This is a genomic window from Pseudomonas palleroniana, from assembly GCF_022836895.1.
Classification (GTDB): Bacteria; Pseudomonadota; Gammaproteobacteria; order Pseudomonadales; family Pseudomonadaceae; genus Aquipseudomonas; species Aquipseudomonas palleroniana.
In genome coordinates, this window is record NZ_CP092411.1 from 2,734,494 (window position 1) to 2,747,763 (window position 13,270).

Here is a 13,270-nt window from a genome sequence, read left to right on the forward strand (position 1 = left end):
GGGCCGTCCGTAGTGCCAGTTCAAGTGAGTGAAGTGTGCCCAGGCTGGAGCGTCTCCAGGATGGCCGACATTCGCTGCATGACCGCCTTCACGTTGAGTACCAGTGCGGTATTGAGGCTGCTGCTGTTGAGTGCACTTTCCAGTTCGATGCAGGCCTGGGACAGCGCCAGTGCCTGCACCGCGCCCAGGGCACCGGCGACTGAATGCAGGCGCTGCCCGAGGCTGTGCGCATCACGTTGCTCAAGGGCTGCGCCGATCTGCTGCAGGTCTTGGCGCAACGTGCTGATGAACAGGGGGCGCATCGTGTCCGACAGTTGCACGCGGTCATCGAAAACCGCGATGGCGCGCTCCGGCGGCGGCTTGGCCTGGCAAAACTTGATCAACTGCGCACGCAAGGTTTGCAGGCTCAAGGGTTTGACGATCCAGGCGTTCATGCCCACCGCCAGGCAGCGCACGCCTTCTTCGCGCATTGCGTTGGCGGTCACGCCGATGATCGGCAACTGCGGATCATGCTCGCGCAGCTTCCTGGCCAGTTCATAACCGTTCATCAACGGCATATTCACATCGGTCAGTACCAGGTCGAAGACCTGCGGTTGCCACAGTTGCAACGCCTGCTCACCGTTGACGGCCAGGGTCACCGAGCAACCCAGCGCCTCTAGCTGTTCCTTGATGATCGCCTGGTTGACCGGGTTGTCCTCGGCGACCAGGATGCGCAACCCCAAATGACCGGCGCTGCGCGGCTGTGCCGCTGCGGGTTGCTCATACTTGCCGTGCTGCGCCAGTGACACGGTGGCGGCGAGGGTGCGTACATCATGCAAATCGACTACCCAGCCTTGCGCCGTATGCAGTGGCGGGCTGTGTGCGCCCGGCAGGCAGAGTACACGTGGGCCGGTCCAGGGGCAGGGGGGCTCGCTGGGCAGCAGGTCGACCAGCACCGCGTGGCGGCTGTCTTTTTCCTGGATGGCCGCCGCCAGGTCGGCCGCAATGCCCAGGCGATTGAGCCAGTCACTCATCGACTGTGCCAGTTCGCGCACGGGTGCCTGCACGTACACCGGCGTGGGGCTCGGTTCGATCACTGGCGGGTGGGTCAGTGCCCCGCTGCACAAGGGCAGGCGGATTTTCAGCGTAAAACTGCTACCCAGGCCCGGCTCGCTGACCAGCCTGATTTCACCGCCCATCATCTGCGCCAGCCACCGGCATATCGGCAGCCCCAGGCCGGCGCCACCTTCGCTGGCTGTATCCGGTGCCTGGTAGAACAGGTCGAACAGCTTGGCCTGCTGTACCTCGGGGATGCCGACGCCGGAGTCGGTGACTTGCCATTCCAGATCGACGCTGTCGCTGTCGCGCCCGATCACCCTGGCACGAATGACCACACGGCCGGTGTCGGTGAACTTGATGGCGTTGCTCACCAGGTTGTTGAGGATCTGGCGGATGCGCATCGGGTCGCCCATTACGCAGTCAGGCAACTGCGGGTCGATGCAGCTGTAGAGCTGCAAGCCCTTGCGCTGGGCGAACGCGGTGTAGGTGTGCAGCGTGTCTTCGAGTATGTCCAGGGGGCAGAAGTCCATGGCTTCTATCGCCATTTGCCCGGACTCGATCTTCGAGACATCCAGCACATCGCTGATCAGTTGGAACAGCGTGGCTGACGAGCGCTGGATGGTGTGCAGGTAGGTTTGCTGGTGCGGGTCCAGGTCGGTCAGGCCGAGTAGCTCAAGGGTGCCCAGCACGCCATACAACGGCGTGCGGATTTCATGGCTCATGGTTGCCAGGAACAGCGTCTTGGCTTCGTTGGCAGTGTCGGCGGCGTGACGTGCCTCCTCCAATGATTGCGCATCTTCGATGTGCCGGGTGATGTCGTTGAACGCGTACAAACGCACATCCTCGGCCTGATAGCGGGTCGACACGAAGCCGATTTGCAGGTGCCGGCCTTCGATCTCCAGATGCGTCTCGCCATGCTCGGCAGGGTCATGTTGACCGGCCATGGCCGCCACCAGGCGGGCGGTGCCCGGCCATTGCTGGGCGCGCTGGTTTTCGATCAGTACCTTGCCGTCGCTGCGCCGCACCACGCACAGCCCGGTGGGGGCGGTGTCGATGATGACGCGGCTGAACGCCATGCTTTCGGCAATGCGTTCATGGGCCAGGCGCGCCGGTGCGATGACCTGGCGTCGATACCAACGGCTGCCGGCCCAACCCAGGGTGATCAGGCTGGCCAGCAGCAGCGCCAGGGTACTCAGCGGCCATACGGCGGAGTGGAAGAAGTGCGAGTAGTTCAGGCCATAGACCGCGCTCCACGGCTGGTCGCCTGCGTGGGTGATCTTGAATTGAAAACCATTGGCGGTGAAATGCACGCCATCACTGAGTGACGCCGGCGTCGCAGGCCCGATCAACCGCTCGCCGTCCGGCGCAATCAGCGTGAAGCGATCAAACGCCGAGTGATCGAGGGCACGCTGTACGTCGTCGACCTGCGACAGATCGAGCAAGGTGCCGACTACCGTCTGGCCCTGGCCTTCGAGTGGCAGGCCGATATAGGCCAGCAAGTGTTCGGGCTCGGGTCCGGTGTGCCAATACACGCGATCCTGCTCGAGCGGTTGCGGCGTTTGCGTGAGGATCTGTTGCACCGCATTGACCAACGTCACCAGATTGCCGGTTTCCTCGGTGCCTTCCCTTCGCTGGTAGCCCACCGACGGAATGGTGATGGTGTAGTTCGTCTGGCGATTGGACAGAAAGGTTTGCGGCGCCTCGTACGGCGACGAGGACCAGAAAGCGCTGTAGTAGCTGGTCAGGTGCGCGCCCAAGGCAAAAATCGCCGGCCTGGAGGCGACACCTACCTGCTGCTCATCGAACTTGACGCTGAACGGCACCGAAAACGAATACTTCTGGCCTTCGTACAGCGTGCGGCGATTGTCGACCATACGGCTTTTCAGGCTGACCTGGACGTGGGTGGCGCGTAGCAGTTCGGCCTGGATACCCGGATGGGTCAGGCTCTTGAGGTAGGTTTGCTGCTCCGCGAGGTTTTCCATCAGGCGCGTGAAGTGAAAGCGCGTCGCGCCGTAGCGGGTTTCGATGCCTCGTTGCAGTGACCAGTAATTGGTGAGGACCAGCAGCAACGCGATTCCAATCAGTACCATCAGGCCTTTGTTCAGGCGCGCAGAGCTACGGGTAAAGGCTTCGAGGATCGCGTTGTTGTGCTTCATCAGGAGGGTCCACAGGCGCAGGATAGATCGGCACTGGAGGGCGCTTGCTCTTTAATAAAGCGCAAATGATCCGGGGCCGCCAGCTAGTGAGATGTCGCGGGGCCATCATTGTTCAGTAGTTGCTGAAATTGGTCTGAAGACACCGCGTGGGAAATCAGGAAACCTTGCACCTGATTGCAGTCGATCTTGCGCAGCAGGGCCAGTTGCTGGGGTGTTTCCACGCCTTCGGCGACCACCGTCAGGCCGAGCTTGCGGCCCAGTGCGATGATGCTCGCCAAGGCCTGGGCCATGCCTTCGTTATCGTGGCTGCCTTGCACCAGGGCCTGGTCGATTTTCAGCTCGGTGAAGGGTGTGGACACCAGGTTCAGATACGAGCTGTAGCCTTTGCCGAAATCGTCCTGGGACAGCCCGAAGCCCTTGATACGCAGGCGGCACGCCCCGGCATAGAAGTTACTGATGTCCTGCGGTACCGAGCACTCCATCAGTTCGAAGCAAATCATTCCCGGGATCCCGTTGTAGTGCAGCACGAACTCCAGCAGGCGGTCGGCCAGGTCATGGCTGTTGAGCAGGTGGGTGGGCAAATTGATCGACACGGGTATTTCATAACCGCGCTGGCGCCAACGCTCCTGGGCATGGATGGCTTGCTTGAGGACCACCCACAACAGGCGTTCCTCCAGCTCGAATGCCTTGATCGCCGGCAGGAACGCGGCTGGCAATAGCACGCCTTGTTCAGGGTGCATCCAGCGCACCAGGGCCTCGGCGGCGACGATACGGCCGTTGGCCAGGGACTTTTTCGGTTGGAACCAGGCCTGGAGCTGGCCGTTGCCCATGGCCTGGACCAGCGTGTGGCGGTCGATATCCAGGTACTCGGTCAGGGCGGGAGAGGGCCTGTGTACCTTGGTCTTGAGTTGCTCCACCAGGCTGCGCAGGGCGTCGACGGCGACCGGTTTGGAGATCAGTCCGATCACCTCGACATCGAGGTTTTTCGCCACCAGGCTGGCCGCCATCAGCATGCGCCGCGAAGCCGCGCTCATGATCGCCAGCGCCGGCTTGCAGCGCAGGTTGGCCAGGCACTGGATGAATTGCACCCCGTCCATGCCGGGCATCAGCAGGTCGGTCAGTACCAGATCAAAATCCCGCTGGCGCAGACGCTCCAGCGCTTGTTTGCCATCCTCGGCGGTTTCGAGGCTGAAATCCCCCAACTCACTGAGCAGGTGCTGCAGGTAGATGTGCTGCAGGGGGTGGTCCTCGACGATCAAAATACTAAGGGGCTTCATGGGTGGTCCGTGCATAAGGTGCCAGGGCGTTCAACAGCGCCCGCAACGCAAAGGGTTTGACCAGGCAATGGTTCATGCCGGCGGCCAGGCACAGGTCGGCTTCGCCGCGCATGGCGTTGGCAGTGGCCCCGATAATCGGTAGCGTGCAGCCCTGGCGCCGCAATTCGCGCGCCAGCTCATAGCCGTTGATGTGGGGCATGTTGACGTCGCTCAGCACCACGTCGAAATGCCCGGCGCTGTACAACTGCAGCGCCTCCTGGCCGTCGGCCGCCAGTTCCACCGTGCAGCCGAGTTCTTCGAGTTGGTCGCGCAATATCAGTTGGTTGATGATGTTGTCCTCGGCCACCAACAGGTGCAGGTTGAGGGCGTCCACGTCGCTCTGGCGTGTCGGCTCATCGCTGCGGGCCACCCACAGCCCCTGGGCCTGGCTGACAGCCTGATGGATGGCACCGAGGTGGTTGAGGTTGACGTGCCACGCGCCGCTGTCAGCTTCTACGGTGGTGCTGGCGTGACTGCTGACATGGATCACCGGCCCCGGCCAGTCGGGTGCCAGCAGGGGATCGACGCTGCCGGGGTGCAATTGCAGCAGCAGGTTGTGGTCGGGCAGGTTCGGCAGGCCGGGCTGGGCCCGTGCGCCCCAGCGACGCAGCCAGCCGCTGATCGCGTGGGCGAGTTCCGGAATGGGCGAGGCGACGTAGACGGTGTCGGCCAGCAAGGCGCTCACCGGCAGGGTAGGCGCTTCTTCCAGCGGCAGCGTGAGGCTGAAGCTGCTCCCCAGGCCCAGCTCGCTGACCATGCGCAGCGAGCCGTTCATCAACTCGGTCAGGCGTTGGCAAATCGGCAGGCCCAACCCGGTGCCGGCCACCACATTGGTGTTGCCTTCGCTCTGGTAAAACGGCTCGAAAATCATCGCCTGGTCTTCCTGGGCGATGCCTTTGCCGGTGTCCGAGACTTGCCACAACACACTGGACCGCTCGCCGTCGCGGCCGAGCACCTTGACTCGCAGCACCACGCGCCCGTAATCGGTGAACTTCACTGCGTTATTGAGCAGGTTGTTGAGGATCTGGCGGATACGCGTCACATCGCCGATCAACCGTTCGGGCAACTTGGGGTCCAAGCAGGCGTACAACTGCAAACCCTTGCCTTGGGCGGCTGCGGCATAGCCCTGGATGATTTCGTGCACCAGGTCCAATGGCGAGAACTCGCTCATCTCCAGTGCCAACTGCCCGGCTTCGATCTTGGACACGTCAAGCACGTCGCAGATCAGTTGCAGCAACGTGGCGGACGAGCCTTCGATGGCCTGCAGGTAGTCTTTTTGCTGGGCATCCAGTTGGGTTCGGGCCAACAGCTCCAAGGTGCCCAGCACACCGTACAGGGGCGTTCGGATCTCATGACTCATGGTCGCCAGGAACAGGGTTTTCGCGGCGTTGGCGGCGTCCGCCGATTGCCTGGCCTCTTCCAGTGCAGCCTCGACCTGCTTGCGCGCGCTGAGGTCGCTGAAGGCACAAAACAGCACGTCTTCACCCTTGTAGCGGGTCGGCGCGCTGCTCAAGTACAGGTGCCGGCCGTCGACGGTTTCAAAGTAGTCGCTGCGTTCGCAAGGCTCGCCGGCAAAGGCTTGCTCGATCCAGCCGTCGCGCAGGGCTTCGCGCTCCGGGCCGTTGCCGAGCCACTGCTGGGCCAGGGTGTTTTCCAGCACTACCTGGCCGTCGGTACGGCGCAGTACACACAAGGCGACGGGCGCGGTCTGGATGACGTCGCGGCCGAAGGCTTCGCTCTCGATCAGGGCCTGGATGCGATGGATCGACGGGATGATGAAGCGCTGGTCGACCCGGCGCATCACCAGCCAGATCAGCGTGAGGCTGAACAGGCAGAACAACAATGAACCGAGCAGTTGTTTCCACAGACCGGTGACCACCGCGCGCAGATCAATGGAATACATCAGTTGCCAGTCGGAGGATTTCAAATGCTTGCGGATCACCAAGTGGTCGGGTAGCCAGCCATTGCCGACAAATCCGAAAAAACTGTCTTCGCCCGGCTTGAGGCGCTGTTGGCTCAGCCGTGTATCGGCACTGTTGGTGAAGACCAGCATGCCTTGGGAGTTGAGCATCATGAACTCGCCGGCACTCTGGTCGCTGAGCGTCGAGGAGACCTCGCGGCTCTCCATCTCCAGGCCCAGCCAACCTGAATTGGCATCGCGCTCGTCCAGGCGGATGAACACGTACAGGTGCGAGTGGTGCTCGGTCCTGTCACTCAGCCATAGCTCGCCGAGGGTGCTCGGGTCGCGGTATTGCAGGGCCTTGAGGCGGTTGAGCATGCACTTGGACGTCGGCAGCACCTGTGCGGTCGAGTTGTAGAGGCGGGTCACCTGCGGGCTGGGGCCGGCGTTCACGTAGAGCAGGTTGAGTTGCCGGGCCTTCAGGTAGTCGCGCATGCGTGCGGTCAGCCAGATGCTCCATTGGTTGCCGGGGATATCGCCCAGTTGCAAATGTTCTTCTTCCGGGGACGGCGGATAGATCCGTGACTGTTTGCGTACCGCCGACAGGCTGAGGCTTTCCAGCAGGGCCTCGCGATTGGTGAAAAAAGTATGTGCCTCGGCGATGGCACTGCTCATGTAGCCGCGTCGTTGAGAGATATCGTTGTTGAAGGTGGACAACAGGAAGGTATAGACGCCGCTCAAGATACCAATCAGTAACACGGTGGCAAACGTACGAAGCAGCCTTCTGGCTGCTTCGGGTCGGGAGAGGACGGGGTTGATCTGGAGCAGATAACTTTTCAATCGCATCGACAGAGAGTAGTGGCAGATCGCTGCCAGTGGCATAAGACGATCCTTAAAGTCGCCAGCTACTTGTAGAACATGTCGACCACCACCGCCGCCTCGAAAGCCCCGGGAATCGGCAGGGTGCGCCAGCTCAAGTCCGCACGGAAATCATTGCGCGCCTGGCCGGAACCCATCAACGTCTGCAAGGTGAACCAGTCATTGAACGGCAAACGCTGATCGCTTTCGGCACGCGACAACGAGATGCCGACCGAGCTGTTGTTGGCCGGCACCAGCAATCCGTTGATCACACTGCCGCCGCCCGGGGTGGTGGCGAAACGTGCGTTGACGGTGTAGGGCGTGTCGCAGGCTTTGCGCAGGCTCAAGTTGAAATTCGCGGTGCTGGCCACCGCGCCGATCTGCGCCGTGCGCGAAGGCGTGGGGAAGTTGACCACGCTGGGGGTGATGGTCAGCTCGGGCGCGCAGGGGACGAAGCGGATGTCGTTCATACCGGTGACGATGTAATTGAGGTTGCTGTTGGGCTTGCTGTTAAGCCCGCGTACGCCGTCCAGTTGAAAGACACGGTATTGGGTCAGGGTGCTGGCTTGGCCATTGGGCGGCGTCTTGCCATATTTTTCAATGAACACACTGAAGTTCAAGGTGAAGCGTGCCTTGTCCCAACCGGTGCAGTTGGACCAGGTGCAGCCGCGGTCCGAGAAGAAGCCGGTACCGACCTTGCCGGTGCTTTGGGTGATCGGCGCATTGTTGTAGCGAATACCTACACGGATACCCTGGCCGATGCTGACATTGGCCGGGTTGACGTAGAAATACACCTCTTCACGACCGTGGTTCTGGTCGTCCTTGCACAGCACGTTGGTGGAGCGTGGGCCCGACTCCCAGATGATCGTACCGTCCGGCGCGTCGGCCGCCACTGCCAGCGAAGTACCCAGGGGGTTGATATCCACGTACGCGCCGCTGCCATCTTCCACGCAGGATAGGGCATGGCTGGTGGCGGGCAGCGCGGCGCAGCCCCACAGTAAGAATGGGAGAACACGTTTGATGAGTGACATAGGTGCCAATACCCCGCGATGGATCAGTTGAGCGCCGCGCGGTGGCGGGCCTGCAAACCGATATCGTTGATTTCGGTGAAGTGAAGGGTGGTGCCTTTGGGCAAAACGCCCGGCGTGGTCAAAGTGATGCTTTCGTGGGGCTTGAGCAGCAGATAATCGCTGAGCGCCTGGGTGTCGGTGTGCACGTTCACCAACGACAGGTGAAACGCACTGGGATTACTCACGGTGATGCTCTGCCCGTCGTGGCGGCGCCACACCAACTGCTGCAGCGCTTCGGTCGAGCCGCCTTCGAGCGCGGGCGGCCGGTAGAACAGCTTGAGGCGTTGGCGGATCGCAAATTGCACGCTGCCGGGCTCTTTCGGCTTGAGCGGGACCTCCATGAGATTGAGCCAGAACAACGATTCACGATCGCGGGGCAGTCCGGCGCCTGCGTAGAGCACCCGCAGCCGGTGATGCTCCCCAGGCCCCAGTTTTACCAGCGGCTCGGTGGCGGCAAACGGCACATCGCGGTTGGCGGTTTCATCTTCGGCGGTGATCCGGGTTTGCACCACCACGTCCTGTGACGCCTGGTTGACCACGTTGATGCCGGCGGCCTTGTCCTGGCCGAAATAAATCAGCCGTGTACCTTCGATTTTCAGTGCGGCGCGGGCGGGTGGCGCCAGGGCCAGCAACGCACCGGCGATCAGCAGGATTCGCAAAAGGGGCATCAACACAATCAATTCCATGGGGCATTTGCAGACGCAGACCATGGTAGAGGCAAGGCGGCGGCAGGGCTTTCAGGCGATTCTTAAAAGTGCGCTCGCGCTGCGTCTGCCGTTTCAGAATCGCCTTAAAGTCATAGCCGGGTGCCGACCGTTACCGTATTCACCGTTGAATGATCGACGTGGATGCCCAACTGTCAGGTTTACCCTATATCTAATAAAGCGCTACGCCTTCTGATTGCCGATACCGACCTGCTGCAACGGATCAAGATCGAGAAAATGCTTAACCAGCTGGGTTATCACCGTATTGCACCCATCAGTTCATTCGACGAACTGCAGGGGCTGACACGTTCGGTGGGGGTAGCGTTCGACCTGTTGATCATCAACACCGCGCTGGTGCATTCGCGAGAGGTCAACCTGCTCAAGTACTGCCACGACAACCCGCTGATCCGCCACACCCTGATCTATGACGGGCAATGCGCATTGAGCTCGGTGGTGTCGGTGTCGGTCAGCCAGACCCTGCACCTGTCCCTGTCGCAGTCGCCCGACTTCAACTCGCTGCGCCGCTGCATGGAAATCGTCGACCCCGCCCACAGCCCTCCCGTGGTTGAACGCCCCACGTTGCGAGCGGTAGACACGCGAAACCCGCAATCGCCGATAAGACTGCGCCCCCATGACCACGGCGATTCGGCGGTGGTGGCGTGTGCGGTGGGGTTGACGCCTAAGCGGTAAGGGGCGCCACCCTTTTGCGGAAGATCGCGTAGAGGGCGCCTGACGGGAAATCGACTGCACAAGGCGACCCTCGGCGGGAGGGTCGCCCCCTCCATCACTTGTCCTTGCGAGCATCCATGGTCTTTTGGTGCTCGGCCAAAAACGGCTGCTCTGCCGGGTCGAAGCGGTCGATCCCGGCGGTGAAGCGGTGCCAGTACGGATACAACGGTTGGCGCCGGGTGACGGCTTCGATGCGCGAAGACTGCGCCTCGGTGAGTTTCAATTCAGTGGCGGCGAGGTTGTCGCGCAGGTGCTCTTCGGTGCGGGCGCCGACGATCAGCGCGGTGATGCCAGGGCGATCCTTGAGCCAGGCCAGGCAGGTGCGCGCCACCGACACACCCAGTTCATCGCCCACGGCCGCGAGGGTTTCGATGATGTCCAGGGCGCGCTCGCGGTCATGCACATAGGGTTCCGGCCAGTCGCTGCCTTGGCGTGTATTGGCTGGCGGCTTTTGCCCGCGTCGGGTCGAGCCGGTCAGCAGGCCTTCGCCCATCGGGCCCCATACCAGGGTGCCGACGGACTGGTCCAGCGCCAGGGGCAGCAACTCGTACTCGGCCTCACGGGATTCCGGGGTGTAGTAGATCTGTTGGGTGATGGGCTTGAGCATGCCGTGCAGCTCGGCTTTGCCCAGGGTTTTCATCATCTGCCAGGCGGTGAAGTTGCTGGTGCCGAAGTAGCGGATTTTCCCCGAACCAACTAACAGCCGCAGCGCTTCGAGGGTCTCTTCGATGGGCGTCAGGCCATCCCAATTGTGCAATTGGTAGAGGTCGATGTGATCGGTGCCCAGGCGCTTCAAACTGGCCTCACACGCGCGGATCAGATGGTAGCGCGAGGCCCCGGAGTTGTTCGGATTGTTGTCCACGGGGCTGCGGCCCTTGGTGGCTAGCAGGATATCGTTGCGCTTGTCACCCAAGGCTTTGCCCACCACTTCCTCGGCCAGGCCGTGGGAGTAGAGGTCAGCGGTGTCGACCATGTTGACCCCGGCCTCGAACGCGATGTCGAACATGCGCCTGGCCTGGGGCACATCCACCGAGCCGCATTTTGCAAACTCGGCGCGGCCGCCGAACGGCACGGTGCCGAGGATGATTTCAGATACCAGCAGGCCGCTATGGCCCAGTTGTCGGTATTGCATGTCGCCTCCTACCTAACGTTGCACGTGAAGGTGTGAACGACGTGAGGAGCGATAGTTTGAATTTTTTCATGAAAACTTCGTTCGGCTGCCGCACCATGTCTGCCAACCGGATCAAGAGGAATACAGTGTCCATGAGCGCACTGATAGAAACCCGCGCCCTCACGCGCCAGGACGAGCGTCGCCAGGCGATTTTGCTGCAACCCACCGATTTCACCTTGAACTGCGCCGACCGCATGTCGATCACCGGTTCTTCAGGCTCCGGCAAAAGCGTATTCCTGCGCGCACTGGCCCTGCTGGACGCGCCCAGCTCCGGGCAGATCCTGTGGAACGGTCAACCGATTGCTAACTCAGAGATTCCCCATTACCGCAGCCATATCAGCTACCTGTCCCAGCGTCCGGCGTTGATCGAGGGGACTGTGGAGGACAACCTGCGCTTCCCGTTCAGCCTCAAGACCCTGCGCAAGCGCAGCTTCGATCGGCAAGCCGTGATCACGTTGCTGGAGCATGCCGGTAAGCAACCGGACTTCCTGGCTAAAAACGCCGGCGATCTGTCGGGGGGCGAAGCCCAGGTGGTGTCGTTGATCCGCACCCTGCAATTGAACCCCGAAGTGCTGTTGCTGGATGAACCCACCGCCGCCCTCGACCCCACGTCCTCCCGGGATGTCGAAGCGCTGATCGATGCCTGGTACGCCGCCGATAAGGCCCGCGCCTACCTCTGGGTCTCCCACGACCTGGAGCAGGCCCGACGCATGAGCGACCTGCATTTGCAGATGAGTGCCGGTGTTCTGAGCGGAGTCGCCCAACCATGAATTATCAAAACCTGACCGCACTGGACATGGGCATCGCCGCCTCGCTGATCCTGATCAACGGCGCCTTGTCGCTGTTGTTGCGCCTGGGCCTGGAGCGCCAGTTGCTGTGGGCCGCCGTGCGCACGGTGGTGCAGTTGATGGCCATCGGGTACCTGCTGGGCTGGGTATTCGAGTTTGCCTACTGGTACGTGGTACTGCCGTTGATGTGTGCGATGACCTTGATCGCCGGCATCTCGGCGGCGGGACGTGGGCGGCGCACTTATCGCGGGCAGCGGGTCGACAGCATCCTGTCGGTCTGGGGCAGCTCGTGGCTGGTGACGGCGGTGGGCCTGTTCGCGGTGATCCGTATCCACCCCTGGTATGAACCGCAATATGCGATCCCGATCCTCGGCATGATCCTGGGCAATACGCTGACCGGCGTGTCGTTGGGCATTGAGCGCATGACCCAGGAGCTGACCTCGGGGCGCAATACCATCGAGATGATCCTGGCCCTGGGCGGCTCACGCTGGGAAGCCGCCCAGGAGGCGATCCGCCAGGCCGTGCGGGCGGGGATGATCCCCACGCTGAACCAGATGACCGTGGTCGGTATCGTCAGCCTGCCGGGCATGATGACCGGCCAGGTGTTGGCGGGGGAGAGCCCGCTGGACGCGGTGCGCTACCAGATCGTGATCATGTTCCTGATCGCCGCATCGTCGGCGCTGGGCACGGTCGGCGCGGTGCTGCTCACCTACCAGCGGTTGTTTTCCGCCAGCCACCGGTTTCTGCGTGACCGGCTGGAGGAGCGCTGAGCACCCTGGCGGTATTGTTTCATGCGGTGAAATGCTGGATTGTAAATCCTGGTGATTCCAACGATTTGCACTGCGGTGGAACATGACCGGCGTCGAAACCCCCACCTTTGGAGCGTCTCAATGTCCCAGCCTGCGATCAAACTGTATGGTTTCCCGTTGTCCGGCCACTCGCATCGGGTCGAGTTGATGCTGTCCCTGCTGGGTCTGCCCATGGAATTCATCCTGGTGGACCTCAAGCACGGCGCGCACAAAACCGCGGAATTTCTTAGCGAGGTCAACAGCTTCGGTCAGGTCCCGGCGATTGATGACAACGGCATGGTGCTGGCGGACTCCAACGCCATCCTGGTCTACCTGGCCGCCACCTACGGCAAAGGCCAATGGCTGCCGAGCGATCCGGTGGGGCAGGCTCGCGTACAACGCTGGCTCTCGGCCGCGGCCGGTCCCTTGCATGTCGGGCCGGCGTCGGCGCGCCTGGCCGTGGTGTTTGGTGCCGAGATCGACACCGCCAATGCCATCGCGCGTTCCCACGCTTTGCTCAAACTGGTGGAACAGCAACTCAGCCAGACGCGGTTTCTTGTCGGTGAGCAACCGACCATCGCCGATATCGCGTTTTACTCCTACGTGGCTCACGCGCCGGAAGGCAATGTGTCGCTGGCCGACTACCCTAAAGTGCGGGCCTGGCTCGCCGGCATCGAGGCGTTGCCGGGCTTTGTCGGCATGCCTCGCACGGTAGCGGGCCTGCAAACACCGTAACGTCCACAAGGGGCGCC

General features: G+C 62.0%; 10 protein-coding genes. 4 read left to right on the forward strand and 6 right to left on the reverse strand.

Features of this window, described 5'->3' with window-relative positions; genetic code table 11:
* Positions 1–20: 20 nt before the first annotated feature.
* The 5 genes from MJP36_RS12550 to MJP36_RS12570 form a co-directional block, all read right to left on the reverse strand.
* Complete coding sequence (locus MJP36_RS12550; protein ID WP_244385454.1) at positions 21–3,194, reverse strand: hybrid sensor histidine kinase/response regulator; 3,174 nt, start codon at positions 3,192–3,194, stop codon at positions 21–23.
* 83 nt (positions 3,195–3,277) lie between these two features.
* Positions 3,278–4,471 (reverse strand): response regulator cyclic di-GMP phosphodiesterase PvrR, encoded by a 1,194-nt coding sequence (pvrR, locus tag MJP36_RS12555; protein ID WP_244385455.1) that lies wholly within the window; start codon positions 4,469–4,471, stop codon positions 3,278–3,280.
* A complete protein-coding gene (locus MJP36_RS12560; protein ID WP_244385621.1) occupies positions 4,458–7,256 on the reverse strand; it encodes an ATP-binding protein in 2,799 nt (932 codons plus the stop codon). Before MJP36_RS12560 ends, pvrR begins: the two co-directional genes overlap by 14 nt.
* Before the next feature lie 59 nt (positions 7,257–7,315).
* Positions 7,316–8,194: a fimbrial protein gene (locus tag MJP36_RS12565; RefSeq protein WP_244385456.1), complete on the reverse strand. Its 879-nt coding sequence runs from the start codon at positions 8,192–8,194 to the stop codon at positions 7,316–7,318.
* 128 nt (positions 8,195–8,322) lie between these two features.
* The gene (locus MJP36_RS12570; protein ID WP_244385457.1) at positions 8,323–9,006 is read right to left on the reverse strand and encodes a fimbrial biogenesis chaperone; all 684 of its coding nucleotides are present in this window, start codon (positions 9,004–9,006) and stop codon (positions 8,323–8,325) included.
* Positions 9,007–9,186: 180 nt separating this feature from the next.
* Between MJP36_RS12570 and MJP36_RS12575 the strand changes: the two genes are divergently transcribed.
* Positions 9,187–9,732 (forward strand): ANTAR domain-containing protein, encoded by a 546-nt coding sequence (locus tag MJP36_RS12575; protein ID WP_244385458.1) that lies wholly within the window; start codon positions 9,187–9,189, stop codon positions 9,730–9,732.
* Between the two features lie 94 nt (positions 9,733–9,826).
* Here the strand turns inward: MJP36_RS12575 and MJP36_RS12580 are convergent, their stop codons facing one another.
* On the reverse strand, positions 9,827–10,903 hold the full coding sequence (locus MJP36_RS12580) for an aldo/keto reductase (RefSeq protein ID WP_244385459.1): 1,077 nt from the start codon (positions 10,901–10,903) through the stop codon (positions 9,827–9,829).
* A gap of 131 nt (positions 10,904–11,034) precedes the next feature.
* On the opposite strand from MJP36_RS12580, the gene MJP36_RS12585 reads away from it, so the two are divergent.
* From MJP36_RS12585 to MJP36_RS12595, 3 genes are all read left to right on the forward strand, one after another.
* Positions 11,035–11,712 carry an ABC transporter ATP-binding protein gene (locus tag MJP36_RS12585; protein ID WP_244385460.1) on the forward strand — a complete coding sequence of 226 codons (678 nt, stop codon included), beginning with the start codon at positions 11,035–11,037 and terminating at the stop codon, positions 11,710–11,712.
* Positions 11,709–12,500, forward strand: a complete 792-nt coding sequence (locus tag MJP36_RS12590) for an ABC transporter permease (RefSeq protein ID WP_060756863.1) — start codon at positions 11,709–11,711, stop codon at positions 12,498–12,500. The genes MJP36_RS12585 and MJP36_RS12590 overlap by 4 nt, the downstream gene beginning before the upstream one ends.
* A 120-nt stretch (positions 12,501–12,620) precedes the next feature.
* Entirely contained in the window at positions 12,621–13,253 is a 633-nt protein-coding gene (locus MJP36_RS12595; protein ID WP_161549263.1) for a glutathione S-transferase family protein, read from the forward strand.
* Positions 13,254–13,270: the final 17 nt, after the last annotated feature.